Source organism: Aeromonas sp. S13(2024) (genome assembly GCF_041402405.1).
In the GTDB taxonomy this organism is placed as follows: Bacteria; Pseudomonadota; Gammaproteobacteria; order Enterobacterales; family Aeromonadaceae; genus Aeromonas; species Aeromonas veronii.
The window spans coordinates 1-25691 of the sequence record NZ_JBGLRA010000022.1; the positions used below are offsets into that span (position 1 = coordinate 1).

General features: G+C 60.9%; 27 protein-coding genes. 11 read left to right on the forward strand and 16 right to left on the reverse strand.

The window, feature by feature from the left end:
- The first annotated feature begins 153 nt into the window (after nt 1–153).
- Nucleotides 154–693 carry a gamma carbonic anhydrase family protein gene (locus tag ACB042_RS19285; protein WP_371178946.1) on the forward strand — a complete coding sequence of 180 codons (540 nt, stop codon included), beginning with the start codon at nt 154–156 and terminating at the stop codon, nt 691–693.
- Nucleotides 694–781: 88 nt separating this feature from the next.
- On the opposite strand, the gene polA is transcribed toward ACB042_RS19285, so the two are convergent.
- Nucleotides 782–3547, reverse strand: a complete 2766-nt coding sequence (gene polA / locus ACB042_RS19290) for a DNA polymerase I (RefSeq protein WP_371178947.1) — start codon at nt 3545–3547, stop codon at nt 782–784.
- A gap of 400 nt (nt 3548–3947) precedes the next feature.
- Here polA and elbB point away from each other — a divergent pair, with 400 nt between their 5' ends.
- Nucleotides 3948–4598 carry an isoprenoid biosynthesis glyoxalase ElbB gene (gene elbB / locus ACB042_RS19295; RefSeq protein WP_371178948.1) on the forward strand — a complete coding sequence of 217 codons (651 nt, stop codon included), beginning with the start codon at nt 3948–3950 and terminating at the stop codon, nt 4596–4598.
- Between the two features lie 72 nt (nt 4599–4670).
- Here elbB and ACB042_RS19300 read toward each other — a convergent pair whose 3' ends face one another.
- The 4 genes from ACB042_RS19300 to ACB042_RS19315 form a co-directional block, all read right to left on the reverse strand.
- The gene (locus ACB042_RS19300; protein ID WP_005339554.1) at nt 4671–4880 is read right to left on the reverse strand and encodes a cell division protein ZapB; all 210 of its coding nucleotides are present in this window, start codon (nt 4878–4880) and stop codon (nt 4671–4673) included.
- Between the two features lie 246 nt (nt 4881–5126).
- Nucleotides 5127–6407 (reverse strand): hypothetical protein, encoded by a 1281-nt coding sequence (locus ACB042_RS19305; protein ID WP_371178949.1) that lies wholly within the window; start codon nt 6405–6407, stop codon nt 5127–5129.
- A 20-nt stretch (nt 6408–6427) separates the two neighbouring features.
- Nucleotides 6428–7207, reverse strand: coding sequence for a serine O-acetyltransferase (gene cysE / locus ACB042_RS19310; protein ID WP_371178950.1), 780 nt, complete (start codon nt 7205–7207; stop codon nt 6428–6430).
- Nucleotides 7208–7215: 8 nt separating this feature from the next.
- On the reverse strand, nt 7216–8127 hold the full coding sequence (locus tag ACB042_RS19315) for a cation diffusion facilitator family transporter (protein WP_005339551.1): 912 nt from the start codon (nt 8125–8127) through the stop codon (nt 7216–7218).
- An 85-nt stretch (nt 8128–8212) separates the two neighbouring features.
- On the opposite strand from ACB042_RS19315, the gene ACB042_RS19320 reads away from it, so the two are divergent.
- The 3 genes from ACB042_RS19320 (at nt 8213) to trmL (ending at nt 10799) form a co-directional block, all read left to right on the forward strand.
- Nucleotides 8213–8908, forward strand: a complete 696-nt coding sequence (locus tag ACB042_RS19320; protein ID WP_005339549.1) for a response regulator — start codon at nt 8213–8215, stop codon at nt 8906–8908.
- The gene (locus tag ACB042_RS19325) at nt 8890–10260 is read left to right on the forward strand and encodes an ATP-binding protein (protein WP_040069397.1); all 1371 of its coding nucleotides are present in this window, start codon (nt 8890–8892) and stop codon (nt 10258–10260) included. The genes ACB042_RS19320 and ACB042_RS19325 overlap by 19 nt, the downstream gene beginning before the upstream one ends.
- Before the next feature lie 74 nt (nt 10261–10334).
- Nucleotides 10335–10799 (forward strand): tRNA (uridine(34)/cytosine(34)/5-carboxymethylaminomethyluridine(34)-2'-O)-methyltransferase TrmL, encoded by a 465-nt coding sequence (trmL, locus tag ACB042_RS19330; protein WP_005339545.1) that lies wholly within the window; start codon nt 10335–10337, stop codon nt 10797–10799.
- A 13-nt stretch (nt 10800–10812) separates the two neighbouring features.
- On the opposite strand, the gene dinF is transcribed toward trmL, so the two are convergent.
- From dinF to lexA, 4 genes are all read right to left on the reverse strand, one after another.
- The gene (gene dinF, locus ACB042_RS19335) at nt 10813–12174 is read right to left on the reverse strand and encodes an MATE family efflux transporter DinF (RefSeq protein ID WP_371178951.1); all 1362 of its coding nucleotides are present in this window, start codon (nt 12172–12174) and stop codon (nt 10813–10815) included.
- 2 nt (nt 12175–12176) lie between these two features.
- Entirely contained in the window at nt 12177–12803 is a 627-nt protein-coding gene (locus ACB042_RS19340; protein ID WP_236269672.1) for an SCO family protein, read from the reverse strand.
- Between the two features lie 210 nt (nt 12804–13013).
- Nucleotides 13014–13229 carry a hypothetical protein gene (locus tag ACB042_RS19345; RefSeq protein ID WP_019446524.1) on the reverse strand — a complete coding sequence of 72 codons (216 nt, stop codon included), beginning with the start codon at nt 13227–13229 and terminating at the stop codon, nt 13014–13016.
- Between the two features lie 484 nt (nt 13230–13713).
- The gene (gene lexA, locus ACB042_RS19350; RefSeq protein ID WP_005339540.1) at nt 13714–14337 is read right to left on the reverse strand and encodes a transcriptional repressor LexA; all 624 of its coding nucleotides are present in this window, start codon (nt 14335–14337) and stop codon (nt 13714–13716) included.
- Nucleotides 14338–14541: 204 nt separating this feature from the next.
- Between lexA and plsB the strand changes: the two genes are divergently transcribed.
- Nucleotides 14542–16965 carry a glycerol-3-phosphate 1-O-acyltransferase PlsB gene (gene plsB / locus ACB042_RS19355; RefSeq protein WP_019446525.1) on the forward strand — a complete coding sequence of 808 codons (2424 nt, stop codon included), beginning with the start codon at nt 14542–14544 and terminating at the stop codon, nt 16963–16965.
- A gap of 69 nt (nt 16966–17034) precedes the next feature.
- On the opposite strand, the gene ubiA is transcribed toward plsB, so the two are convergent.
- Both ubiA and ACB042_RS19365 read right to left on the reverse strand, forming a co-directional pair.
- Complete coding sequence (gene ubiA, locus ACB042_RS19360) at nt 17035–17904, reverse strand: 4-hydroxybenzoate octaprenyltransferase (protein WP_005339536.1); 870 nt, start codon at nt 17902–17904, stop codon at nt 17035–17037.
- Nucleotides 17901–18437, reverse strand: a complete 537-nt coding sequence (locus ACB042_RS19365; protein WP_005339534.1) for a chorismate lyase — start codon at nt 18435–18437, stop codon at nt 17901–17903. The genes ubiA and ACB042_RS19365 overlap by 4 nt, the downstream gene beginning before the upstream one ends.
- 145 nt (nt 18438–18582) lie before the next feature.
- Here ACB042_RS19365 and ACB042_RS19370 point away from each other — a divergent pair, with 145 nt between their 5' ends.
- Together ACB042_RS19370 and ACB042_RS19375 are read left to right on the forward strand one after the other, a co-directional pair.
- Nucleotides 18583–19017: a flagellar basal body-associated protein FliL gene (locus ACB042_RS19370; protein WP_040069400.1), complete on the forward strand. Its 435-nt coding sequence runs from the start codon at nt 18583–18585 to the stop codon at nt 19015–19017.
- Between the two features lie 112 nt (nt 19018–19129).
- Nucleotides 19130–19294 (forward strand): hypothetical protein, encoded by a 165-nt coding sequence (locus ACB042_RS19375; RefSeq protein ID WP_005339525.1) that lies wholly within the window; start codon nt 19130–19132, stop codon nt 19292–19294.
- 18 nt (nt 19295–19312) lie between these two features.
- On the opposite strand, the gene ACB042_RS19380 is transcribed toward ACB042_RS19375, so the two are convergent.
- From ACB042_RS19380 to ACB042_RS19395, 4 genes are all read right to left on the reverse strand, one after another.
- Complete coding sequence (locus ACB042_RS19380) at nt 19313–19645, reverse strand: DUF2799 domain-containing protein (protein WP_058057059.1); 333 nt, start codon at nt 19643–19645, stop codon at nt 19313–19315.
- A 137-nt stretch (nt 19646–19782) separates the two neighbouring features.
- The gene (locus tag ACB042_RS19385; RefSeq protein ID WP_005339521.1) at nt 19783–19908 is read right to left on the reverse strand and encodes a hypothetical protein; all 126 of its coding nucleotides are present in this window, start codon (nt 19906–19908) and stop codon (nt 19783–19785) included.
- 74 nt (nt 19909–19982) lie between these two features.
- A complete protein-coding gene (locus ACB042_RS19390) occupies nt 19983–20963 on the reverse strand; it encodes an MDR family oxidoreductase (protein WP_371178952.1) in 981 nt (326 codons plus the stop codon).
- A 32-nt stretch (nt 20964–20995) separates the two neighbouring features.
- Complete coding sequence (locus ACB042_RS19395; protein ID WP_064339009.1) at nt 20996–22018, reverse strand: LacI family DNA-binding transcriptional regulator; 1023 nt, start codon at nt 22016–22018, stop codon at nt 20996–20998.
- A 251-nt stretch (nt 22019–22269) separates the two neighbouring features.
- Between ACB042_RS19395 and ACB042_RS19400 the strand changes: the two genes are divergently transcribed.
- From ACB042_RS19400 to ACB042_RS19410, 3 genes are read left to right on the forward strand one after another with little or no spacing between them, the layout of a single operon-like run.
- Nucleotides 22270–22713: a PTS sugar transporter subunit IIA gene (locus tag ACB042_RS19400; RefSeq protein WP_005356016.1), complete on the forward strand. Its 444-nt coding sequence runs from the start codon at nt 22270–22272 to the stop codon at nt 22711–22713.
- A gap of 35 nt (nt 22714–22748) precedes the next feature.
- Nucleotides 22749–23036 (forward strand): PTS sugar transporter subunit IIB, encoded by a 288-nt coding sequence (locus ACB042_RS19405; protein ID WP_005356014.1) that lies wholly within the window; start codon nt 22749–22751, stop codon nt 23034–23036.
- A 51-nt stretch (nt 23037–23087) separates the two neighbouring features.
- Nucleotides 23088–24347, forward strand: coding sequence for a PTS ascorbate transporter subunit IIC (locus tag ACB042_RS19410; RefSeq protein ID WP_005357405.1), 1260 nt, complete (start codon nt 23088–23090; stop codon nt 24345–24347).
- 78 nt (nt 24348–24425) lie between these two features.
- Here the strand turns inward: ACB042_RS19410 and waaA are convergent, their stop codons facing one another.
- Nucleotides 24426–25691 (reverse strand): lipid IV(A) 3-deoxy-D-manno-octulosonic acid transferase, encoded by a 1266-nt coding sequence (waaA, locus tag ACB042_RS19415; protein ID WP_371178953.1) that lies wholly within the window; start codon nt 25689–25691, stop codon nt 24426–24428.

The window sequence follows — 25691 nt, forward strand, 5'->3', positions numbered from 1 at the left end:
GGAACAGATTCTTTCTGGCAACCCCTTATCTGCAATAAAATTGCAAAAAACTGCACTTTTTTAGTTATTCATATCCAAACACAGCTTTTATACAAACTTATCCACAGAAACCGGTTCCAGATTGCTAGAATGGCCGAAAACAAGGAGGCCAAGATGGACTTGCGACTGAGACCCTACAAGGGAAAACGCCCGCAACTGGGCAAACGGGTGTATGTAGATCCCTGCGCGACACTGGTGGGAGATATCGAGCTGGCCGACGATGCCAGCATCTGGCCCATGGTGGCGGCACGGGGGGATGTAAACCATATCCGCATCGGTGCCCGCAGTAATATTCAGGATGGCACTGTGCTGCACCTGACTCGCAAGAGTGCTGGCAATCCTGACGGCTATCCGCTGCTGATCGGTAAGGATGTCACGGTCGGCCACAAGGCAATGCTGCACGGCTGCATCATCGGCAACCGGGTGCTGGTCGGCATGGGGGCCATCATTCTGGATGGGGTAGTTGTCGAGGATGATGTGATGATCGGAGCTGGCAGTCTGGTGCCACCGGGCAAGCGACTCGAATCGGGCTTTCTATATATAGGCAATCCCGTCAAACAGGCTCGCCCGCTCAAGCCCGCCGAGATCGCCTTTCTCAAGACCTCGGCCGACAACTATGTGCTGCTCAAGAATGAGTATCTGCAAGAGACCTGATAGGGCTGGCAGAAACAGGAAGCCCGGCATGATGCCGGGCTTCGCTTCTTATATAGCTATATAGCAGTGCAAAACGGCTGACCGGAGATCAGTGGGCCTGATCCCAGTTGTCGCCGGTACCCGCTTCAACCAGCAGCGGCACATGTAGTTCGGCAGCAGCCGACATCTTCTCCTTGATGGTGGCGGTGTACTCCTCCAGCTTCTCTTCGCGGATCTCGAACACCAGTTCATCGTGTACCTGCATCAGCATGCGGATCGACTCATCCCCGATACCGCGGATCCAGCTGTCCACGTTGATCATGGCGCGCTTGATGATATCGGCGGCCGTGCCCTGCATCGGGGCGTTGATGGCGGCCCGTTCGGCTGCCTTGCGCAGACCGGCGTTGCGGGACTTGATATCCGGTAGATAGAGGCGACGACCAAACAGGGTCTCGACATATCCCTGGGCTTCCGCCTGCTGACGGGTACGCTCCATATACTCCAGCACGCCCGGGTAGCGTTCGAAGTAGAGATCCATGTACTTCTGTGCTTCGGCGCGGCCGATCCCCAGCTGCTTGGCCAGACCGAAGGCACTCATGCCGTAGATAAGACCGAAGTTGATCGCCTTGGCGCTGCGGCGCATGTCGGTGGTGACCGCATCGAGCGCCACGCCGAACACCTCGGCGGCAGTCGCCTTGTGGATGTCCCTGCCCTCGGCAAAGGCGGTCAGCAGCCCCTTGTCACCGGAAAGGTGCGCCATGATGCGCAGCTCGATCTGGGAGTAGTCCGCCGCCACCAGCTTGTAACCGGCGCTCGGAATAAAGGCCTGACGGATCCGGCGCCCCTGCTCGTTGCGCACCGGGATGTTCTGCAGGTTGGGATCAGATGATGACAAACGGCCCGTAGCCGCTACCGCCTGATGATAGGAGGTGTGTACCCGCCCGGTCCGGGGCTTGATCATCAGCGGCAACTTGTCGGTGTAGGTGGACTTGAGCTTGGCCAGACCGCGATGTTCCATCAGCAGTTGCGGCAGCTCATAGGTCTCCGCCAGCTCGGCCAGCACCTCTTCTGCGGTGGATGGCGCACCCTTCGGAGTCTTTTTGATGATCGGCAGGCCCAGCTTGGTGAAGAGGATCTCCCCCAGTTGCTTGGGCGAGGAGAGGTTGAACTCCTGCCCGGCCAGCTCGTGAGCCTGCTTCTCCAGCTCCGCCAAGCGCAGCTCGATCTCCTGGCTCTGCTGGTGCAGCAGCTTGGGATCGATGGTGGTGCCGAGCAACTCCATCCGCGCCAGTACCGGCAACAGCGGCAGCTCGATCTCGCTGAATACCTTGGCGAGACCCGGCACGGCCTCCAGCTGACCCCACAGGGTCTGGTGTAGACGCAGGGTGATATCGGCATCTTCCGCCGCATAGGGGGCGGCCTGCTCCAGCTCGATCTGGTTGAAGGTGAGCTGTTTCACCCCTTTGCCCGCAATATCTTCAAAGGAGGTGGTCTCAACCCCGAGGTAACGCTTGGCCAGCGAATCCATATCGTGACGGCTGGCGGTGGAGTTGAGCACGTAGGACTCGAGCATGGTGTCGTAGGCGATACCCTGCAGGTCGATGTCATGGTTGAGCAGCACGTTGCGGTCGTACTTGAGGTTCTGCCCCACCTTGAGACGGGTCGGATCTTCCAACAGCGGCTTGAGCTTGCCCAACACCACGGCCTCGCTCAGCTGTACCGGTGCCCCCAGATAGTCGTGGCCAAACGGCACATAAGCAGCCTTGCCCGGCTCAACCGCGAAGGAGACGCCGACGATCCGCGCTTCCATATAGTCGAGACTGGTGGTTTCGGTATCGAAGGCAAACAACGGTGCCGCTTTCAGCTGTTCCAGCCAGCCGTCAAACTCGGCTTCGTCCAGAATGCAGCGGTAGTCGGTTTCGATGGCGGCAACCGGAGCGGCGCTCTCATCGCCAGCTTCGTCCTGTCCGGCGCTCTCGCTGCCCTCTTCACCACCAGATTCCAGCTCCTTGATCAGGTTGCGCAGCTCGTATTCGCGATAGACCGCCAGCAGGGACTCCTTGTCGACCGGCTTGAGCAACAGCTCTTCCAGACTCTGTTCCAGCTCGACGTCGGTCTTGATGGTCGCCAGTCGATAGGAGAGACGAACCTGCTCCTCCTGCTCGCGGAACTTGTCGGCGAACGCCTTGGAGCCACGAAAGCCGAGCGCGGCCACCTTGTCCAGATTGGCGGCAATCTCGTCGATGCTGCCGATCCCCTGCAGCAGGGCCAGTGCAGTCTTTTCACCAACGCCGGTCATGCCGGGGATGTTGTCCACCTTGTCTCCCATCAGGGCTAGATAGTCGATGATGAGCTCGGGCGGTACGCCGAACTTCTCGATCACCCCTTCCCGATCGGTCTTCACATCTTTCATGGTGTCGATCAGGGTGACATGGTCGGAGACCAGCTGCGCCATATCCTTGTCACCGGTGCTGATCAGCACCGGCAGCTGCTTCTCGGTCGCCTGACGGGCCAGGGTGCCGATCACGTCGTCGGCCTCCACCCCCTCCACCATCAGGAAGGGGAAACCCATCGCCTTGATCATCTGGTGGATCGGGGCAACCTGGCTGCGCAGATCGTCCGGCATGCTGGCACGGGTCGCCTTGTACTCGGGATAGATGTCATCGCGGAAGGTCTTGCCCTTGGCATCAAACACCACGGCCACATGACAGTCAGGATATTGCTTGCGCAGGCTGCGCATCATGTTGGCCATGACACGGACGGCGCCGCTCGGCAAACCGGTCGATGTGCGCAGATCAGCCTGCTGGGAGGCGAAGAAGGCGCGGTAAAGATAAGAGGAGCCGTCGACCAGAATAAGGGGGTTGCTAGGGGCCATGAAATCGTCCTGCCAGAGATAAACAGCCGCTAGGATGCCACAGGGCCCCCCTCACACCAAGGGGCGCAGCAACAGCACACAGCGCCTGATAAAGGGACTCAGTCTGTGGATAACTCTGTGTTCAAAAATGGGGCGCATCAGAGCGCACAGTGATAAAGCTGTGCATAAGAATACAAAAATCTATTAAAAACAATTAATTGAGATCGTAAAAACCGATCGCGAGACAGTTAGAATGATCTCGATCAATGTGGAAAAAGATTTAAGGGAGTAGGTACGGCAGGATCCAAAACGAAACAATCCTAGCACAGCAAGATGACTTGACCAGCGGAGGGCGAGCGATAACCATACAAAAGTACAACAATCCATCCTGGCTCACATTTTCAACAACGAGGAGTTTGCCATGAAAAAAGTGGCCGTGATTTTGAGTGGCTGCGGTGTCTTTGACGGGGCCGAAATCCACGAGGCCGTCATCAGTCTGCTGGCGTTGGCCCGTCAGGGAGCCACCGTCCAGTGCTTCGCCCCGAACGTGGCGCAGCTCCATGTCATCAACCACCTGACCGGTGAAGTGAGCGAGGGAGAGAGCCGCAATGTGCTGGTCGAAGCGGCCCGCATCTGTCGTGGCCAGATAAAGGATGTGGCCGAGCTGGATGCGGCCGATTACGACGCGCTGCTGGTGCCCGGCGGCTTTGGCGCGGCCAAGAACCTGTGCGACTTCGCTATCAAAGGGGCCGAGTGCCAGATCCAGCCCGATGTGCTGAAAGCGTGCCAGAGCTTTGCCAACGCCAACAAACCGGCCGCCTATATCTGCATCGCACCCGCCATGATCCCGCTGATCTATGGTGCCGGGACGCTGGCGACCATCGGCCATGACGAGGGTACCGCCAACGCCATTGAGGCGATGGGTGGCAGCCATCTCAACTGCCCGGTCAACGAATTCGTGGTGGATCAGGAGCGCAAGGTGATCTCCACCCCCGCCTACATGCTGGCCAACAACATAGTCGAAGCGGCAGACGGCATCGAGAAGACGGTCAAGCAACTGCTGGCGCTATAATCCTCACCCTGCCAAAAACAGACGGGCCGCTCATGGAGCGGCCCGTTTTCAATTCTGCCTGAAGGCGATGAATTAGATGGTTTCGCCCATCTGATCCATTTTGCCCAGCAGGGCACGCAGACGCTCCTGCCATGCAGTGTGCTCGTTGCGCAGCTGATGGTTCTCGTCTTGCAGCTTGCTGTTCTGCTCTTTCAGCTCGTCCAGCTCCATCTTCAGCAGGGAGATGTTGTCGACGGCGGATTGTACTTTGGATTCGAGTTGCTCAAGGACTTCTAGTGACATATGCATACCTGTTTGTTCAATTGCGATGCCCCACAGAGGGCGATTCAAGCGCGTGAAGCCAGCATACCCCGAGCGCATCGGCACAAACAAGCCAGTGCGCTGTAAAATGCGCCTTCCATAGATGTATTGTCTAAATATGCGTCTATTTTTCTCGCATCCTGCGCCCGAGCCGCGACAACACACTGAACCGTGCGTAAAAGGCCTCGCCGCCCGCGCATCATTTGCACCCTCTCGACGGAATCGCCGTTATCTATGCAAGGCGATATAAGCCCCCAGCAACAGACAGGCGACCACATACATCAGCAGGCCGTAGAGCAGGTTCCAGCGCAGGATCAGCCCGGCACTGAGGTTGTAGCGGGAGGCCAGTGCCAGATTGGAGCCGGAGAGCGGACTGGTGCCGGTGGCAAGCCCCCATCCCAGCAGGAAACACATGCCGAGCAGGCTGGGATCCGGCGCCAGCGGCCAGAGCAGCGGCGCCAGCCCGGAGATACTGATAAGCGGATGCACCCCGACGATGGCCACCAGCAGGATCAGCAGCAGAGTGAGGGATGCTTCGAGCCAGCCAAAGTGGTTGAACAGCGGCAAGCCGTGACCGGAGCCTAGATCGATGACCGACAGCGCACTGTTGATGCCTGCCGCCAGCAAACCGGCCCCCAGAAACAGCACCAGCTGACCGCCGATGGCGGGAAAGCGTTCCACCACCTGCCGCTTGAGGGCCGCCTTGCGCCCGGCCCTCGGCATAAAGAGCAACGCCAGCAGCGGGGCCACCAGTGCGATCACCGCCAGAATGCCGAGCTGGGGCCAGATCTGCTTGATGAGCAGTACCAGCAGCGCCAGCGTGACCGGCAACCCCAGGGTCTGCAGCCGCAGTGGATAACCGGCAAAGTCGGCCACTCCGATCCGCTCTACCTGCCAGGCAGTCAGCCCCATCGCCAGCAAGGCGGCGAGGATCCCGAACGGCAGAATATGGGAGAGCTGCAAGCCCGGCGCATAGGTCAGTGCTACCGCCATGGCGACAAAGAAGGGTGACCAGAAGGCAGCGGCACAGAAGATCCGGCTCAGCACCATCACCTGACGCCGCTCCAGGGTGCCATTGCGCTCCAGCCGATCGCCGATGATAAAAAGCACCGAGAGGTTGATGACCGCCCCCAGCAGATTGAGGCTGGCCATGGTGCTCCACAGCCCCTTGCGCCCGATCCAGGAGGTGGTGCCGGTCAAGAGACCCGAGGTGGCGAGGTTGAGGGTGCTCACCGCGGCAAACATGGTGAGCATATTGATGTTGGGCAGCAGCCAGTCACCGGCGGTGAGGGTCGCTCCCTGCCACCAAGAGAAGAAGAGCAGCAACAGCGCCGCGCCATACAAGGCCAGCGCCTGCCGCTTGGCGGCCCCCACCAGCCAGGGCCAGGTGAGCAGTGATGCCCCCCAGGCCGCAATGGCCGCAGGCCAGGGGGAGAGTCCCAGATAGAGATGGAGCAGGTTGAGCAGCCACATCCCCAAAATCAGATAACCCGACCAACGTTTGGCCATCGACTACTCCGGCCGGGAGATCAGAGACACTGATCCATATCCAGTGAAGGCTTGTCGCACTCCGGACGGCCGACGATCTTGGCGGGTACGCCAGCGACCGTGGTATGAGGCGGCACCGGGTTGATCACCACGCTGCCCGCGCCAATTTTGGCGCCCACGCCCACTTCGATATTGCCGAGCACCTTGGCGCCCGCCCCTATCATCACCCCTTCGCGGATCTTGGGATGACGATCGCCGCTCTCCTTGCCGGTGCCACCGAGGGTCACGCTCTGCAGGATGGAGACATCATCTTCAATCACCGCCGTCTCGCCGACCACTATGCCGGTGGCGTGGTCAAACATGATCCCCTTGCCGATGCGGGCGGCCGGATGCACATCCACCCCGAACACCACCGAGATCTGGTTTTGCAGATAAAGGGCCAGCGAGCGGCGCCCCTGACGCCACAGCCAGTTGGCGACCCGATAACCCTGCAGGGCATGGAACCCCTTGAGATAGAGCAGTGGGGTGGAGAAGAGATCGACCGCAGGATCCCGCTCCTGCACGGCGCAGATGTCAGCCGCCACTACCGTCAGCAGCTCGGGCTCGCTGCGCAGGGCCAGCTCGATCACCTCGCGCAGGGCGATGGCGGGCATGGTGGCGCTGTCGAGTTTGTTGGCCAGCTGGAAGCTGAGGGCCGAACGCAGATTCTTGTGATTGAGAATGGTGGAGTGGAAGAAGCTGGCCAGCATCGGCTCCTGGGCCGCCATGCTCTGTGCTTCTTGCTGAATTTTGTGCCAGGTTTTGGCAACCAGTTCATCCATGTTGCAGCCTACTGTTGTTCTGGGTGAGGGCTCTGTTGTTCTTTTGTCAGCACCGAGATGGGGTCCATGTGGATGATGACATCCATCCGCTCGAATGCCTGGCGTACCGCCAGTTCGGCTTCATCGGCGATCTGATGGGCCTTGACCAGGGGGATCTGATCATCCAGTTCCAGATGCAACTGTACGAATCGGGTCGGCCCGGATTGACGGGTGCGCAGGTCATGTACGCCGTGTACACCTTCTACGGCACAGCAGAGCGCCATTATTCTCGCTTGTTCTTCCGCTGGCAACTGACGATCGAGCAGGGCCTGCACCGACTCGTAGCCGATGTGTCCCGCCCCCCACAACAGGAATAGCCCGATCAGGATGGCAAACAGGCCGTCGGCCCAGTACCACCCCTGCCCCGCCAGCACCAGCGCCAGCAAGACACCGGCATTGAGCAGCAGATCGGAACGGTAGTGCAGCATGTCGGCCTTGATGGCCACACTGTTGGTCTTGCGAATAACGAAACTCTGGAAGCTGACCAGCAGCAGGGTCAGCACGATGGAGCCACCGCTGACCCAGAGACCCGCTTCCAGCCGCAGAATAGGCGCCTGATTGAGCAGGGATGAAATTCCGTGCATCACCAGCAGCAGGGCGGAGCCGGAGATAAAGGCCGACTGGATGAGGCCCGCCAGCGACTCCGCCTTGCCGTGACCGAAGCGGTGTTCGTCATCGGCCGGGGCAAGCGCATAGCGAATGGCCAGCAGGTTGATGATGGAGGCACTCACATCCATGAAGGAGTCGGTGAGCGACGCCAGCAAGGTCGATGAGTCGGTCATCAGCCAGGCGATCAGTTTGCCGATGATCAGCAAGGTAGCGGTGGTAACCGCCGCTATGCTGGCAAAGGTCACCCAACGGGAATATTGTTGATGGCTCAAAACCGGCTTTCCTCTGGCGATGAAAAACTTATTATACCCTGACCCCGGCGTCAGTTTGGCGCGAAAATCTGCGGAATAACACCAGATGAACAGAATACTCCTGGTCGACGACGATCTTGAATTGACCCAACTGCTCACCGAAATTCTGACCCTGGAGGGATTTCAGGTCACGGTCGCCGAGGATGGTGAAGAGGGGCTGCAACGGCTGGCGGAGCAGAGCTTCGATCTGGTGTTGCTGGACGTGATGATGCCCAAGCTCAACGGCTTTGCCATGCTGACCAAGCTGCGCAAGACCCACGACACCCCGGTGCTGATGCTGACCGCCCGCGGTGACAGCCAGGATCGGGTTAACGGTCTGGAAGCGGGTGCCGACGACTATCTGGCCAAGCCGTTCGATGACAGGGAGCTGCTGGCCCGGGTACGCGCCATCCTGCGCCGTACCCAGAGCGCCCCGCCCCAGCGCGGCAACTCCTCCGACGAAGTGCACTTCATGGATATCGTGCTGCAACCCGGCCTGCAGCAGGCCCGCTGCGGCGAACAGCTGCTGGAGCTGACCGCCACCGAATTCGGGCTGCTGGAGTGCCTGCTGCGCAATCCCGGCCAGATCGTCAGCAAGAGCCACCTCTCCGAGCAGGTGCTGGGCAAGAAGCTGGAACCCTTCGATCGGGCCATCGACATGCACCTGAGCAACCTGCGCAAGAAGCTGCCGGACCGCACCGATGGCCAGCCCCGCTTCAAAACCGTACGGGGGCGCGGGTACCTGTGGCTAGAGCAAGAATAGAGCGCATCAACTCCCTCAACGGGATCTCGACCCACATCTTCCTCTGGTTCTGGTTCATGCTGCTGGTGATGCTGGCCGCCGTGATCAGCCTGCCGACCCTGGATCCCCGCAACCAGATCCCGCTGCCGACCCACGAAGTGGCGCGGATGCAGAACAACGTGCAGGCCCTGCTCAACGCCGCCGAGCCGGATCAGGATTTCGATCTGGCCAAGGCGATGGACAAGATCGCCATGCTGCCGGTGGACAACGTCTACCTGCGCGACGAGAAGGGGCAGATCCAGTCCACCACCCATCCGCGCAAGTTCGTGGTACGCTTTATGGTGGATGCCGATGACCCGGCCAATCCCATGCTGGGCAACGAGGATCGCAAGGCGATCGCCGGCCCCTTCCTGATGGAGCACCACGGCCATCGCTATCACGTTTATTTCGGCCTCAATGCCGAGAATCCCTACCTGTTCCTGTTCATTCAGGTGCTGGATCACCCGATCCGCATTCTGGGCATCTCGATGCTGGTCAGCACCCCGCTCTGCCTGCTGCTCGCCTGGCGGCTGACCCGCCCCATCCTGCAGTTGCAGAAGTCGGTCTCCCAACTGGCGGCTGGCAATCTGGAGGTACAGATCCCCAACCTGGGACGGGGCGACGAGATCGGCCAGCTGGCGGATAACGTCAGCCGCATGGTGGAGACACTCAAGAGCATGATCCAGAAGCAGAAACAGCTGCTTTCCGATATCTCCCACGAGCTGCGCAGCCCCCTCACCCGGATGCAACTGGCGCAGGCGCTGATCCGCCGCAAGCAGGGTGACAGCGCCGAGCTGGCGCGGATCGAATCGGAGATCGGACGGCTGGACAAGCTGATCGGCGATCTGCTGGATCTGTCGCGAGTACAACAGCATGTTGAAGCCCCCATCGTGCAGCCGCTGGCCGACCTGCTGGAGCCCATCCTCGAAGATGCCATGTTCGAGGCAAACCAGAGCGGCAAACAGCTCAGACTGCCGCCGCTGCCTGCCGAGTCGATCCAGATGTGGCCCGAGCTGCTGGCCCGGGCGGTGGAAAACCCCCTGCGCAATGCCCTCAAATATGCCCGCGAGTTCATCAAGGTGGACTGGTATCGGGAGGGGCAGGAGTGGGTGATGACCATTCGGGATGACGGCCCCGGGGTGCCTGACGAGCAGCAGGCGCTGCTGTTCCAACCCTTCTTCCGGGTCGATGATGCCCGCAACGCCAAGACTGGCGGCACTGGGTTGGGGCTGGCCATCGCCTCGGAGGCGATCCAGCGCCACGGCGGCACCATTGCGGCCAGCAACAATCACCCGACCGGGCTGACCATCACCATCCGCTTGCCCATCGCCTGATCCTTTTCATCCGGACGGACGCTGGGTATGCTGGCGCCCCTTCTTGGTTTTACATCTCTTTGCAGGAGCTCGTCATGCTCGATATCGTCCTCTACCAGCCGGAAATTCCGCCCAACACCGGCAATATCATCCGGCTTTGCGCCAATACCGGTTACCGGCTCCATCTGATCGAGCCGCTGGGATTTGAGTGGGATGACAAGCGGGTAAAGCGGGCGGGACTCGACTATCACGAATTTGCCGAGGTGAAGCGCTGGCCGAGCTATGAGGCTTTTCTGGCAGCCGTGGCGCCCAAACGGGTGTTTGCCTGCACCACCAAGGGCCGCACCGCGCACTCGGCAGCACAATATGCCCTTGGCGACGCCCTGCTGTTTGGCCCAGAGAGTCGCGGCCTGCCCATCGAGATCATCGAGAGTCTGCCATTCGAGCAGCGGCTGCGCATCCCTATGGTGCCCCAGAGCCGCAGCATGAACCTCTCCAACGCGGTGTCTGTCTTTGTCTACGAGAGCTGGCGCCAGCTCGGCTACGACGGTGCCATGTAAGCGCCACCGATGATCAGTGGCGGGCGTCGAGCAGATGCCCGCTGTGCTCCAGCCGCCAGCAAGTGACCCCCAGCGACAGACCGCGCCCCACCATCAGCGCCGCCATCGCCGCCCATAACGCGGCCACGCCCCACGACTGACAGAGCCACCAGATCGGGAAGAAGCCGCCAAACGCGGCCAGCAACATGCTGTTGCGCATCTCCCGCGCCCGGGTCGCCCCGATAAATACGCCATCCAGCAGGAAGCACCAGACCGCCAGCAAGGGCATGGCGATCAGCCAGGGAAGCTGACGATGTGCCTCCGCCACCACGGCCGGAATGTCGGTGATATAGCCGATAAGGTGGGCACCAAAGAGGGCAAACACCAGGGTAAAACCACTGGCAATGAGGGCGGCCCAGCCCAGATTGAGCACGATGGCCTCCCGCAGTTTCTGCCGATCCCGCTGACCGATGGCTCGTCCTACCATGGCCTCCACCGCATAGGCAAAACCATCAAGTCCGTAGGAGATGAGCATCAGAAAGTTGAGCAGCACCGCATTGGCGGCCACCGCTACATCCCCCAGCCGCGCCCCTTGCAGAGTCATGAAGGCGAAGCAGAGCTGCAAACAGAGGGATCGCAGGAAGATATCGCGGTTGAGGCCGAGCAGCCGCACCATGGGCGCGAGCTGCCGCCAGCGCTGCCAGCCATCCTGCCACACCGTCGGTGCCAGTTGCCGCAGTTGACGGCGTACCAGCCAGATGCCGACTGCCAGCGCGCAGTAGTCCGCCATGACCGAGGCTGCCGCCACACCCCGCACCTGCCAGCCGAGCCCGAGCACAAACAGGGCATCGAGCGCCATATTGACCAGATTGGTGAGGATCAACATCACCATGGGACTGCGGGCATCCTGCATCCCCAGCAGCCAGCCCATGATCACCAGATTGCAGAGCGCCGCCGGGGCGCTCCAGATCCGCACCGCCACATATTGGCCCGCATAGAGCTGCACCTCGGGCGAGCCGCCACTCAGGGCGATCAGTCGTGGCAACAGGGGGAAGAGCAACAACAGCAGCGCCAGGCCAAGAGCAATGGCCAGCCCCAGCGCCCGCAGCAGGGTATCGAGCTGGGCACGACCATCAGCTGCGCCGTGCGCCTGCGCCGTCAGGCCGGTGGTCGACATCCGCAAAAAGCCGAGCAGCCAGAAGATGAGGTTGATCAGGGTCGCGCCGACCGAAACGCCCCCCAGAAACCAGGCCTGACCGAGATGACCGATCACCCAGGTGTCCACCAGCCCCAGCAAGGGGGTGGTGATATTGGAGAAAACCATGGGCAGGGCGAGCGCAAAGACGGCGCGGTGGCGAGAGGGATCACGCCACCAGGGGGCAACAGCTGGGGTCACGCTCAGTGGCCTGCCAACTTCAGGATGCGGGCGAAATCAGAGAGCATGGTGGCCATCTGCACCCTGGGCACCTGACCCGGCGCCACCTGCGGGCGGAACACCGCCTGCAGCTTGCCATTGGGATTGATGAGCACGATGGAGGCGGAGTGATCGATCAGGTAATCCTTCTCCCCCTGATTGGCGATGGAGTAGATGAGCCCCAGATTGCGCACGAACGGAAACAGCTTGTCGTGGGGGGCAGTGGCCGCCTTGAACTCGGGATTGAAGAAAGCGGTATAGGTCTTGAGGCGTGGAATATCGTCACGCTGGGGATCCGCCGAGATAAACACCACCTGACTGTCGGGCGCCATCTTCTTCAGCTGGTCATAGACGGAGCGCATATCTGCCAGGGTGGTGGGGCAGATATCGGGGCAGAAGGTGTAACCGACAAACAGGAAGGTCCAGTGCCCCTTCAGGTTGGCAGGGGTGAACGGCTGGTTGTCCGCATCGGTAAAGGCGAAATCATTGATGTCCCGCCCCGCCGGATAGTAGTCAGCCTGTTCCGGCTGCTCTGGCTGCGTGGCGTAAAACACCAGGATCAGGCAGGCTGTCAGCAGCAGAAAGAGCAGGGGATAGCGGAGCTTCATCATAACAAGAGACCCTTTCAGTTCGAGGCAGATGGCCAGCAGTGACCGGACAAGAGGGGGGCATTGTACCCCAGTGAGCCGCCAAGGTGGTTCAACCTTGTGCAACGCCCTGTCAGGAGTCGACCATTTGGCATAATTAATCGCCAGTTGCGGCCATAAAAAAACCGGCCCCCTCGGGTGCCGGTTATGGATGGATTTGTTTGTCTCTTCTGCTCAGGGGCGAGCGTTACGCCCCTGCTGCAACATCTTGCCGATGGCCCGCACGCCGATGGGAATCACGGGGGCCAGCCAGCCCTCTTCCCCCTGGCGATCGCCATGACCACGTTTGAACAGCAGCACCAGACGCACCACCTTCTCTTTCGGACATCCCAGCCAGAGCGTCCAGTGCGAACCACGATGGTGCAGCCAGAGACCGTAAAACCAAGTCATCCGGCTACCTTTGACAAAACGGGTGATTGACGATTCCGCTGGCGCAGCCCCAGCCTCTGAATCCCATGGCGATCTTGATGCCATACCAGTCCTCCTTGACCGACAGGTCATGTTGCTTCGTCGGCCTGAACTGGGAACAGGCCCGTCACGACTATCTGCAACCATTACGAGTGGTCCCCTTTGCCCGATAAGGCTCGGCATCTCCCCACTCCCCCTTCATATCCCGTGAAGGTGTACTGCCCGATTCTCGTTGTTACCGGCCCTTCCGTACCGACGCATTGTGATGGTCAGAGGGAGGTGCCAAGCCCTGTCTCGGCGACAGGGCACTGATCTGAGCATATATCTGAAATGGATGATTGGTAGCCGGTCGCGCAGGACAAAAATGCCGCCGCCGATGATCTGTTTGATATGACAGGGAAAGTGCGCCAGAAACAGCACGGCCTCCCGAAGGAGGCCGTGTGGCAAACGCAGTTGGCGGGGATGATTACATCCAGTCGGCGTTGCGGATCACCCCGACCGCCAGTCCTTCGATGGTGAGTTGCTGGCAGGAGAGGTCCACCTCGATGGGGGAGAGCTCTTCATTCTCCGGCAGCAGCCATACCTGACTGCCCTTGCGCTGGAAGCGCTTGACGGTGACATCCTCATCGAGACGGGCCACTACCACCTGACCGTTGCGCACCTCCTGGGTCTTGTGCACCGCCAGCAGATCGCCATCCAGAATGCCGATGTTCTTCATGCTCATCCCCTGCACCCGCAGCAGAAAATCAGCGCGCGGGTGGAACAGGGCGGGATCAACCTGATAGTGGCTCTCGATATGCTCCTGAGCCAGGATAGGCTCACCGGCAGCGACCTTGCCGATGAGCGGCAAGCCGCTCTCTTCCAGCACCTCTTCCTCTTCGAGCAACAGGCGAATGCCGCGGGACGTGCCCGGCATGATCTCGATGACCCCTTTTTTGGCCAGGGCCTTCAGATGTTCTTCGGCCGCATTGGCCGACTTGAAACCAAGCTTCTGGGCAATCTCGGCACGAGTCGGCGGCATACCGGTCTCGCTCATGTTCACCTTGATCAGCTCCAGCACTTCGGCCTGGCGGGGGGTAAGGGGTTTCATAGAATTGGCACCTGTCTTTTTATACAGCACACTGGCAGTATATACAGTGCAGTGGCCAAGGCAAGGCGCAGCTGACATTTGTCGCAACCAACCCCTCATTTACTGCTGTTTTGATCCTGCGCAGCCGACTCATCGTACCTCTCGGCGACAAGGGGCTGTCGATTTGCTATGCTCACGCCGCATTTTTTTGGAGAGCAGACGCACATGTCCCTAGGACAGAAGATTTCCAGAGCCATCTTGCAATGGCCGGTCAGCGGCTTGGTCAATCACAAGAGCCTGCCGGAAAATCCCATCACAGAACTCAATCTGGATCCGGCCAGACCCATCGTCTATGCCCTGAAAACCAGTTCGATCACCGACCTGATGACCCTGCAGCAGTGCTGCGAGGATCTCGGTCTGCCCGGCCCCTTCACGCCGCTGGAACTGAACGGCCAGCTGCTGCCGCGCTATGTCTGTCTGGACCGTCCGCCTCCCCTGTTTGGCAAACGCAGCAAACCGCTCCCCTTCCTGCAGGAGTTCCACCAGCTGCTGGATCTGCACAAGCAGGATCCCGAGCTGGATATCCAGGTGGTGCCCGTCACCCTGTTCTGGGGCCGCGCTCCGGGTCGGGAAGGGGAAGAAGCCTCCGGCCTCAACATCATCAGCAGCCTGGCGCCGAACCGGCTGAAGAAGGCGCTTATCGTGATCCTCAAGGGTCGCGAGAATCTGGTGCGCTTCTCGCCGCCCCTCTCCCTGCGCTACATGGCCGACAAGCACGGTACCGACGAGGCGATCGCCCACAAGCTGGCACGAGTGGCCCGAACCCACTTCAGCCGCCAGCAGCTGGCCGCCACCGGCCCGAAACTGCCGAACCGCAACCTGCTGTTCAAGCAGTTGCTCGACTCCGCGGTGATCCAGCAGGCGATTGAAGAGGAGGCCCAGCGCGAGGGGATCAGCCTCGAGAAGGCGCAAAAGCGTGCCCATGGCTACATGGACGAGATCGCCTCCAACTTCTCCTACCGGCTGATCCGCCTGGGCGAGAGCTTCCTCGGCTGGCTGTGGAACAAGCTCTACCGTGGTTTGTCGGTCAATGGCGCCGAGAAGGTACGCCAGTTGGCGCAGGAAGGGCACGAGATTGTCTATGTCCCCTGCCACCGCAGCCACATGGACTACCTGCTGCTCTCCTACGTCATCTACCACCAGGGGATGGTGCCGCCCCATATCGCGGCAGGCATCAACCTCAACTTCTGGCCGGCGGGCCCCATATTCCGCCACGGCGGCGCCTTCTTCATTCGCCGCACCTTCAAGGGCAACCCGCTCTACAGCACGGTATTCCGGGAATACCTCAACCTGCTGTTTGCCAAGGGTTACTCGGTAGAGTTCTTCACCGAGGGGGGGCGCTCCCGTACCGGCCGTCTGCTACCGCCCAAGACCGGCATGCTGGCGATGACCCTGCAGGCGATGATGCGCGGGCTGGACAGACCGGTCACTCTGGTGCCGGTCTATCTGGGTTACGAGCACGTGATGGAGGTGAACACCTACCACAACGAGCTCAAAGGGAGCCGCAAGGAGAAGGAGAGCTTCCTGCAGGTGCTCGGCATCCTGCGCAAGCTGCGTAACTACGGCCGTGGCTTCGTCAACTTCGGCGAACCGCTGACCCTCAACAGCTACCTGAGCGAACATATCCCCGACTGGAAAAAGCACATCGGGGAAGAGGAGCGTCCGGAGTGGATGGCGGGCACCGTCAACAATCTGGCCGAACTGCTGATGACCCGCATCAACGGCGCTGCCGCGGTCAACGGCCTGACCCTGAGTGCGCTGGCGCTGCTGGCCGCCGAGCGCCACGCCCTGACCCGCGACGAGTTGCAGGCCCAGCTCAACACCTATCTGGATCTGCTCAAGGCGGTACCCTACAGCCCGCAGAGCACCATTCCGGATGAGGATGCCAAGACCCTGCTGGATCAGGCTATGGAGCTCAACAAATTCGAGGTGAGCGAGGACAAGCTGGGGCAGATCATCAGTCTCGACCGCTATCAGGCGATCCTGCTGACCTACTACCGCAACAACATCCTCCACCTGTTCGCCATGCCCTCTCTGGTGGCAGCATTGATCGAACGGTGCGAAGGGATCTCCCGCAGCGAGATCATGGCCCGTTGCATCGACATCTATCCGCTGCTCAAGACCGAGCTGTTCCTGCGTTATGAAGAGGAGGAGCTGCCAGCGCTGGTCGACAGCCTGCTCGACGCTCTGCAGACCCAGCAACTGATCGAGACCCGCGATGACGGCTACTGGGTCAATCCGGCCAACCAGATGCGCCTGCTGCTGCTGGCGGAGAGCATTCAGGAGACCCTGCAACGCTACGCCATCGTGCTGACCCGGGTGCTGGCCCAACCCCATATCGAGGCGGAGCAGCTCGAGGCGGACGGCCTGATGATGGCAGAGCGCCTCGGCACCCTGCACGGTATCAACGCCCCCGAGTTCTTCGACCAGAAGCTGTTCAGCACCCTGATCCACACGCTGCGCAAAGAGGGTTACCTCTCTCCTGAGTGCAAGCCGGATCTCGGCCGCTTCCAGGCGCTGGCCGACAACATAGTGCCGCTGCTGAGCAACAAGATCCGCCGCACCATTCAGGCAGGCAATCAGCTCTAATCTGCAACGCAAACAATGAAGGCCGCATCATGCGGCCTTCATTTTTATCGGAGTCTGCGCGGGAACATGTCACGCCAGCAGGTAATCGAGCACCAGACCGGCAAACACCAGCGCCCCCACATAGTTGTTGTTGAGAAACGCCTGGAAGCAGGCTTCCCGCTGCCGCTCGCGAATGAGCCGCTGCTGATAGACAAACAGCACCGCCGCCCCCAGCAATCCCCAGTAATACCAGCCCCCCAGCGTCATCAGCTGCCCGACCGCCAGCAACAGCAGCAGCGTCGAGAGTTGCAGTGCGCCGATGATCCGCTTGTCGTAACGACCAAACAGGATGGCGCTGGATTTGAGGCCGATCTTGAGGTCGTCATCCCGATCCACCATGGCGTACTGGGTGTCGTAAGCCACCGTCCAGAGCAGATTGGCGAAGAAGAGCAACCAGGCCACCAGCGGCAGGGCATCCGCCTGCGCCGCATAGGCCATCGGGATCGACCAGGAGAAGGCCATCCCGAGCACCAGCTGGGGATTGGAGATAAAGCGCTTCATGAAGGGGTAGCTCACCGCCAACAGCAGGGCGACAAACGACAGACCGATGGTGAGCGGATTCATGGTCAGCACCAGACCAAACGAAATGAGCGCCAGCACGAAGAAGAGCGCCAGCACCTCCCACGGCTTGACTCTGCCCGTGGGCAAGGGGCGACCGGCGGTGCGTTTGACGTGGCCATCGAAGTTGCGATCCGCATAATCGTTGATCACGCAACCTGCCGAGCGCATCAGAAAGACCCCGACCACAAACACGGTCAGCACCCAGAGATTGGGCAGGCCACCGGCGGCCAGCCAGAGGGCCCACAGGGTTGGCCACAGCAGCAGCAGAGTACCTATGGGTTTGTCGACGCGGGCCAACTGCATGTAGGCAAGTCCCCGCTCCTTGGTTAACAGATTCACTCCAGCTCCTTGTCACAGACGAGAGAGGGCAGAAACAGCTCGTGCACCAGCAGTGGCCACTGCCCCAGAAACAGACGGGAACGACGCCCCCAGACAGTGGCGGCCGGGCAACGGGGATTGGCGGCAATATCGAAACGGGCCAGCTGCAGATGATCGCGGCGGGCAGGCTCATGGCCAAATACCCGCTCACCCAGCGGCTGCTCGCCAAGCTCGGCAATGCCGCTCCCTTGCAATGCGTCATCGGCAAACAGGGTCCAGCCCAGCACGGCGGGCCCACGATCCCCGTGCAGGATCACCTCGCGGCAGGTACCGGCCGGCGAGGCCGAATCCACCAGCCACTGCTCATCGGCAGTAAGGGCGACCGGGTGATTGCCCAGCCACTCCACCGAAAAGTGGCGATTGTGCTGACGCAGCCGCCGGGTCATGGAGCCGGGCTCCAGCAGCCAGGGGCGCAAGCTGGCGGGCAATTCGCAACATTCGGGGGCCAGCCACCCGCTTAACGGCGTGAGGGGAACAGTCAACTCGGACTTCACAGCTTCACCATCCAGAGATTTCCGTGTTCAGGTTAAAATCCGGTTTATTATCCGTAAATCAATAGCGAAATGTAAGAACATCCGTGCTTGACGGCCCCGATGGCAACATCAAAAATGGGTTATCTCTTGCTGATGAGCCATCTATATGAAGATATTCAAAATTCTGCTGGTGTTGTTACTGAGCTGTGGCGCCCTGCAGCAGCAAGCTCTGGCTGAAGATGAGCCGCCCGCCGAGGGCACAGAGGGGGCTGCCAAGCCCGGTTTCTCCTACCATGCACTCGATCCCGACATCATCACCAACTACCTGAGTGATAGCAAAACCCTCGGTTATATCCGGGTCACAGTAGAGCTGATGGCGGAAAACGAAGCCGATCTCAAGCTGCTGGAGCAGCATGACCCGCTGATCCGCGATGCCATCATCCGCCTGATTGGCAGCAAAAATGCCGATCAAGTGAAGTCCCTGACCAACCGAGAAGAGCTGCGCAAGGAGTGCGAGACAACCGTCAACGAACTGCTGGTGAAAGAGACCGGCAAGAAAGCGGTACGCGAGCTTATCTTCACCAAGTTCCTCTACCAGTAATCCCTCCCGAAACAATCGCTTATTGGCATATCGGCCAATAAGCGAGCTTTGTCGGTTTATTCGAAATGAAAATCGATTACAATACGGCCGTCAAGTCGTAGAGGTAGTCGTTATGGGCAGCAAAACCCTGTGTGAATGGCGCCGTCACGAGATCCCCACCGATCTCAAGGCGTTGCGCAAGATAGTCCGCAAACCCAAGTTTGTCTGCAGCAAGTGCGCCCGCAGTGCCAATGACAAGGGTTACCTCTGCCAGCCGCTGCGTTTGAAAGAGGAGTAACGCCCCCCTGTCAGGGCGTTATTGATCGGTCCACCCCTGACGCCCCTGTTCGAACAATCTGCGCGCCTGGATATCATTCGGGCAAACGCCGCGATACTCTTCGCCTGAACGGCCAGCCAGATAGAGATGCTCGGGGCGGCAATACCATGCCAATCCCTTCTGATGTCCCTGCTTCCACAGTTCGGGATCCACCTTCTTGCCACACTGGCCCTGATGGAACTCGATCCGCTCGGTGGTGAAGCCCAGCTTGCCATCCGCCTCCCCCACCTCACTCCACACCTTCTCGCAGGGATCATCGTTGGAGACACAGCCACCCAGCAGGGCAGCCAACAATATGATGGTGAGTCGCATAGTCATCCTTGAGCGTCATTTGGGCAGTTCATTCTACCCAGCGCCCCGCCCCTGACCAAGGACGAACGCTCAGCCATGTGAGCGCGGCAAAAAAATCAGGCGGGCCCAAAGCCCGCCTGTTCGTTCAATGCCGTGGTTCACTGGTCATCGAAAGTGTCATCATCCTGCCAGCTTTCATCTTCCCACTGATCCAGCTCTTCTTCCCAGGAATCCGGCTCCCAATCATCATCAGAGGAGTCGTAATCCGGCTTGTGTCCACCCATCTTCACTCTCCTTGGATAGTTCACCCGCACTCCAATTTTATCCGGAATTGTCGGGCTCGCCAGTCAGAGAGAGTTCAAAGTTTGACCAGAGTGCGACCTGCGATCTGGCCTTGCGTGATGGCCTCGGCGGCCTCCACTACCTGCTCCAGCCCAATCTCGGTAACCGCCTGCTCAAAGAAGCTGGCAGGAAGATCCCGTGCCAGTCGCTGCCACGCCAGTTGACGACGTTCAAACGGGCACATCACCGAATCGACCCCCTGCAACCGCACATTACGCAGGATAAAGGGCATCACACTGGTCGGCAGATCGAAACCGCCCGCCAGCCCGCAGGCTGCCACAGCGCCGCCATAGTTCATCTGGGCCAGCAGCTTGGCCAGCACCTGACTGCCGACGGTATCGATGGCAGCGGCCCACAGCTGTTTTTCCAGCGGTTTGGCAGGCACCAGCAGCTCGCTGCGCGGCACGATGCGGCTGGCACCCAGTGCGGTCAGCATGGCGCCCTGCTCTTCGGGACGACCGGTCAGCGCCGCCACCTGATAGCCACGGGCTGCCAGCAGGGCAACCGAGGTGGAGCCCACACCGCCTGCTGCACCAGTGACCAGCACCTCGCCGCTTGCGGGAGTAATACCCGCCTCTTCCAGTGCCAGCACGCAGAGCATGGCGGTGAGACCGGCGGTACCGATGCACATGGCCTGCCGCTCATCCAGCCCGGCGGGCAACGGCACCAGCCAGTCCCCCTTGACCCGCGCCTGTTCGGCCATGCCGCCCCAGTGCCCTTCGCCCACACCCCAACCGGTCAGCACCACCTTGTCGCCGGGCTGATAGCGGCTGTCGGCAGATTCGAGCACGGTACCGGCGAAGTCGATGCCGGGCACCAGCGGCCACTGGCGCACTATCTTGCCCTTGCCGGTGATGGCCAGTCCGTCCTTGTAGTTGATGGAGCTGTAAGCGACCGCTACCCGCACCTCACCTTCCGGCAACTGGCTCTCGGCCAGCCGGGTCAGAGTCGGTACAGTCTTGCCGTCTTGGTTTTCCAGTAACAGAGCCTTGAACATGGTTGCCTCTTTGATGACGTGTGAAACGGGGATCAGCTGCTTTGACGCTTTTGCAGTTGAAAATCGAGAGCCAGCGCGGTGCCCATCACGGGCTCCCCGGCCAGTTGGCGCAGGATCAGCTCGGCAGCCTCCTGTCCCATTTTGCGATAGGGGATCCTGACCGAAGTAAGGGTCGGATAACAGGCGCGCGCCACATCCAGATCGTCAAATCCGGCGATGGCGAGTTTGCCCGGCACATTCAAATGGCGGCGCTGGCACTCGAACAGCACCCCGGCCGCCAGTTCGTCGTTGACGCAGATCAGCGCGTCCAGCTCGGGCCAGCGCAGCAGAAATTCACCCAGCATAGTGGCGCCGGTACTGAAGCTGGGCCGCTCCGAGGTGTTGATGATGGCATCGGGGGAGAGGTAGTTGTCGAGCAGCGCCTTCTGCCAGCCCTGCATCCGCTGTTGCAGCATCCACTGCTCCTGACGGGCGCAGAGAAAACCGATATTGCGGTAGCCCCGCTCGATAAGGTGGCGGGTGAGCTGATAACCGGCATCGAAGTTGGAGACTCCCACATTCATGTCGATGGGGCTGCGGGCCATGGCACCCACCTCAACCACTGGCAAACGGGCAGCTTTCAGGCGGGTACGGATCGTCTCGCCGGGATCGCCACCAAACAGCACCACCGCCGCCGGATTGTGCTGCAAAAAGCTGGTCAGCAGGCTCTCTTCCTGCTGCTTCAGATGCTGGGCATCACCCAGCATGATCTGATACCCCTCCTCAAGCAGGGTCTGTTGCAGGCCCGCGATCATCTCGCCACAGCCCGCTTCCGCCAGACTGGGGACGATCACTACGATGGTCTGGGAAGTCGCAGAGGCCAACGCCCCGGCGGCCCGATTGGGGATATAGCCGAGCTCTTCCACCGCAGCTTCGATGCGCTCGCGCATCCTGTCGGAGACCATCTCCGGCGTGCGCAGGGCACGGGAAACCGTCATGGCCCCCACACCAGCCAGCTGGGCCACATCGTTGAGGGTCACCCGACCCGTGCTACGGCGCTTCTTTGCTTCTGACATCCATCCCATCCTCGACTTGCGGCTGCTCACTTTAAGGCAAAAGAGCGCCACTGACCATTTGCTCAGGGCCGATTCTACCCTCTTTCCCGGATCACGGGGGCAAGATGACTCCCGTTAATGGGTGAAGTGATAGCGCTATCACAGTTTGATGTTAGCGCTATCTGATAGCGCTAACTTTCGCGATCACCCTCACAGTTTCACCACCGCAAGATCGATAGATTGGCGCCATCTTAACTAGCCGGATCACCACCATGCTGACTCAACTGCTGACCGAGGATGTCATCCGCATCGAACCCGCCGCCCGCGACTGGCGTCACGCCATCGAACTGGCGACGGCGCCCCTGCTGGCCAATGGCACCATCGAGCCCTCCTACGTGGCGGCACTGTTTCGCTCTCATGAAGAGCTCGGCCCCTACTACGTGCTGGGCCCTGGTCTGGCGATGCCCCATGCCCGCCCCGAAGACGGCGTCAACCGGCTGGGTCTGGGGCTGACCGTCATCAAGCAGGGTGTCAACTTCGATTCCGAAGGCAACGACCCGATCCGGCTGCTGATCACCCTGGCCGCCAGCGACAGCAACTCCCACGTGGAGACCATCGCCCAGCTGGCCGAGCTGTTTATGAATGAAGAGGACGTGGCGGCCATTATCGCGGCCGACACCAAAGACGACATCCTGCGCATTCTGGCGCGCTACTGATCTGCGCCACGGCGCACCTGACAGAGGAAGAGACAATGAAAATTCTGGTTGTATGCGGTCACGGTCTGGGCACCAGCCTGATGATGGAGATGAGCATCAAGAGCATCCTGAAAGAGCTGGCTGTCACCGCCGAGGTGGATCACCGCGATCTGGCCTCCGCCGGCAGCGAAACCGCCGAGATCTTTGTCGCCACCCGCGACATCGCCGAGCAGCTGCAATCCATGGGGGTCAACGGCCGTCTGGTGGCCCTCGACAACATGGTCGACAAGGCCGCGATGAAAGAGAAGCTCGCCACCGCCCTGCGCGAACTGGGCGCCCTCTAAGGATCCTTCATGCGGCCTGCGGGCCGCATCTTCCATTGCCAGGAGCTGACCATGGAATTTTTCAACTTTCTGATGTTTGACGTGCTGTCCGAGCCCGCCGTGCTGGTCGGCCTGATCGCGCTTATCGGCCTGATTGCCCAGAAGAAACCGGTGACCGAGTGCATCAAGGGCACGGTCAAGACCATCATGGGTTTCGTCATTCTGGGGGCCGGTGCCACCCTGGTGATCAACTCGCTGGGTGACTTTGCCGTCATCTTCCAGCATGCCTTCGGCATCAAGGGGGTCGTCCCCAACAACGAAGCCATCGTCTCCATCGCCCAGACCTCGTTTGGCAAGGAGATGGCGATGATCATGTTCTTCGCCATGCTGGTGAATATCCTGATCGCCCGCCTGACCCCGTGGAAATTTATCTTCCTGACCGGTCACCACACCCTGTTCATGTCGATGATGGTGGCGGTGATCCTCTCTGCCGGCGGCATGAGCGGTGTGCCGCTGATCGCGGTGGGCAGTCTGGTGGTCGGTGTCGCCATGGTCTTCTTCCCGGCCATCGCCCACCCCTTCATGAAGCAGATCACCGGCTCCGATGACGTGGCGCTGGGCCACTTCTCCACCTGCTCCTACGTGCTCTCCGCCCTGATCGGCGCCAAGTTCGGCAACAAGGCCCACAGCTGCGAAGATGTGCAGGTACCGAAGAGCTTGCTGTTCCTGCGCGATACCCCGGTGGCCATCTCCTTCACCATGGGCATCATCTTCCTGGTGACCTCCGCCTTCGCCGGCCCCGAGTTTGTCTCCAGCGTCGCCAAGGGCAAGCACTGGTTCATGTTCTCCCTGATGCAGTCCATCACCTTCGCCGCCGGTGTCTACGTCATCCTGCAGGGTGTGCGGATGGTCATCGCCGAGATCGTACCGGCCTTCAAGGGGATCTCCGACAAGCTGGTGCCGAACGCCAAGCCGGCGCTCGACTGCCCCATCGTCTTCCCCTACGCCCCCAACGCCGTACTGATCGGCTTCCTGTCGAGCTTTGCCGCCGGCCTGGTGGGGATGGCGCTGCTCTACGCCATGGGCCTGACCGTCATCATCCCGGGCGTGGTACCGCACTTCTTCGTCGGCGCCGCTGCCGGAGTCTTCGGCAACGCCACCGGTGGTCGTCGTGGCGCCATTTTGGGCTCCTTCGCCAACGGCCTGCTGCTGCTCACCATTCTGCCGGTGTTCCTGCTGCCGGTACTGGGCGACCTCGGCTTCGCCAACACCACCTTCAGCGACTCCGACTTCGGTGTGGTCGGCATCCTGCTGGGGCTGATCGTTCGCTAATCCCGGCCACCGCCAAAAACAAAACGGAGCGCATCGCGCTCCGTTTTTTTATGGCCGGACTGTATGAAAGGCTGACACTCAGTCGTTCTCCAACGCGGTGAGGCAATGAGAGAGGGTGCGCGCCAGGGCTCCCTGATTGCGCAGCACCACGGCGCGGGCCTGCTCCCCCATCTCGCGGCGGGCGTTGCCGTCGGCAAACAGCTGGCTCACCCGCTCGCCCAGCTCGGCAGCATCGGCCACGATGGCTGCGCCACCCTGAGCCACCAGCTGGCGAGTGATGTCGCTGAAGTTGAAGTAGGCGGGCCCGGTCAGGCAAGGCTTGCCGAGGGCTGCCGGCTCCAGCAGGTTGTGACCGCCGATCTTCACCAGACTGCCGCCGACGAAGGCCACATCGGCCGCCGACAGCATCAGCGGCAGCTCGCCCATGGTATCGCCGAGATAGACCTTATCCTCCGCACTCACCGCAGCACCATCAGTGCGCCGCACGCAGCCGTAAGGGGCACACTGCTCGGCCACCCGGTCGAACCGCTCGGGGTGGCGTGGCACCAGAATGAGCAGCGCGTCGGGATGGCGTTTGAGCAGCAGATCGAAGGCGGCCAGCACCTGCTCATCCTCACCCTGATGGGTACTGGCGGCGATCCAGACCGGCCGATCCGCCCCCAGCTGCTGGCGCAGGGCACGACCTTTGGCCTGCACCTCGTCACCAAACTGGATGTCGAACTTGATGGAGCCGGTCACCGCCAGCCGCGAACGATCGATGCCGAGGCGGGCGAAGCGGTCGGCATCATCCTGATGCTGGCAGAGCAGATGGGTCAGCGGCCGGCTCAGGGCGTCGAAGGCGCCGTGGAAGCGGGCATAACGCTGGCAGGATCGCTCGGAGAGGCGGGCGTTGATGATGGTCACCGGTAGGTGGCGCGCCTCACAGGCGGCCAGCCAGTTCGGCCACAGCTCGGTCTCCATCACCCAGAGCGCGCGCGGCTTGAAGGTGTCGAGAAAGGCGGCAATGGCCCAGGGGTAGTCGAGCGGCGCGTAGCGATGGATCACCAGATCCCCCAGCTTGGCAGCCTGATCGGCACCGGTGCGGGTGGTAGTGGTGAGCAGGATCGGCAGATCGGGCCGCTCCGCCTTGAGGGCGCGAATAAGCGGCGTGATGGCCAGCGTCTCCCCCACGCTCACCGCATGGATCCACAGTGGTGCATCCTGTCCGGTGGCGGGCAGTCGGCCAAGATGCTCGGCCCAGCGCTTGCCAAAGCCGGGCTTGCCTTTCTTCGGCTTGTAGAGGGCCAGCAGCGCCAGCGGCAATCCCAAGTGGATCAGCAGGTTGTAGAGCAGACGGTAGGGCAT

Coding starts and splice junctions, on each gene's coding strand:
- ACB042_RS19285 (WP_371178946.1), top strand. CDS start 154: ATGGACTTGCGACTGAGACCCTACAAGGGAAAACGCCCGCAACTGGGC.
- ACB042_RS19375 (WP_005339525.1), top strand. CDS start 19,130: ATGGGCAGCAAAACCCTGTGTGAATGGCGCCGTCACGAGATCCCCACC.
- ACB042_RS19305 (WP_371178949.1), bottom strand. CDS start 6,407: ATGGCCAAACGTTGGTCGGGTTATCTGATTTTGGGGATGTGGCTGCTC.
- trmL (WP_005339545.1), top strand. CDS start 10,335: ATGCTCGATATCGTCCTCTACCAGCCGGAAATTCCGCCCAACACCGGC.
- cysE (WP_371178950.1), bottom strand. CDS start 7,207: ATGGATGAACTGGTTGCCAAAACCTGGCACAAAATTCAGCAAGAAGCA.
- ACB042_RS19385 (WP_005339521.1), bottom strand. CDS start 19,908: ATGGGTGGACACAAGCCGGATTACGACTCCTCTGATGATGATTGGGAG.
- ACB042_RS19380 (WP_058057059.1), bottom strand. CDS start 19,645: ATGCGACTCACCATCATATTGTTGGCTGCCCTGCTGGGTGGCTGTGTC.
- ACB042_RS19400 (WP_005356016.1), top strand. CDS start 22,270: ATGCTGACTCAACTGCTGACCGAGGATGTCATCCGCATCGAACCCGCC.
- ACB042_RS19390 (WP_371178952.1), bottom strand. CDS start 20,963: ATGTTCAAGGCTCTGTTACTGGAAAACCAAGACGGCAAGACTGTACCG.
- ACB042_RS19405 (WP_005356014.1), top strand. CDS start 22,749: ATGAAAATTCTGGTTGTATGCGGTCACGGTCTGGGCACCAGCCTGATG.
- ACB042_RS19320 (WP_005339549.1), top strand. CDS start 8,213: ATGAACAGAATACTCCTGGTCGACGACGATCTTGAATTGACCCAACTG.
- waaA (WP_371178953.1), bottom strand. CDS start 25,691: ATGCCCTACCGTCTGCTCTACAACCTGCTGATCCACTTGGGATTGCCG.
- elbB (WP_371178948.1), top strand. CDS start 3,948: ATGAAAAAAGTGGCCGTGATTTTGAGTGGCTGCGGTGTCTTTGACGGG.
- ACB042_RS19370 (WP_040069400.1), top strand. CDS start 18,583: ATGAAGATATTCAAAATTCTGCTGGTGTTGTTACTGAGCTGTGGCGCC.
- ACB042_RS19340 (WP_236269672.1), bottom strand. CDS start 12,803: ATGATGAAGCTCCGCTATCCCCTGCTCTTTCTGCTGCTGACAGCCTGC.
- ACB042_RS19395 (WP_064339009.1), bottom strand. CDS start 22,018: ATGTCAGAAGCAAAGAAGCGCCGTAGCACGGGTCGGGTGACCCTCAAC.
- polA (WP_371178947.1), bottom strand. CDS start 3,547: ATGGCCCCTAGCAACCCCCTTATTCTGGTCGACGGCTCCTCTTATCTT.
- lexA (WP_005339540.1), bottom strand. CDS start 14,337: ATGAAACCCCTTACCCCCCGCCAGGCCGAAGTGCTGGAGCTGATCAAG.
- ACB042_RS19410 (WP_005357405.1), top strand. CDS start 23,088: ATGGAATTTTTCAACTTTCTGATGTTTGACGTGCTGTCCGAGCCCGCC.
- plsB (WP_019446525.1), top strand. CDS start 14,542: ATGTCCCTAGGACAGAAGATTTCCAGAGCCATCTTGCAATGGCCGGTC.
- ACB042_RS19345 (WP_019446524.1), bottom strand. CDS start 13,229: ATGACTTGGTTTTACGGTCTCTGGCTGCACCATCGTGGTTCGCACTGG.
- ACB042_RS19300 (WP_005339554.1), bottom strand. CDS start 4,880: ATGTCACTAGAAGTCCTTGAGCAACTCGAATCCAAAGTACAATCCGCC.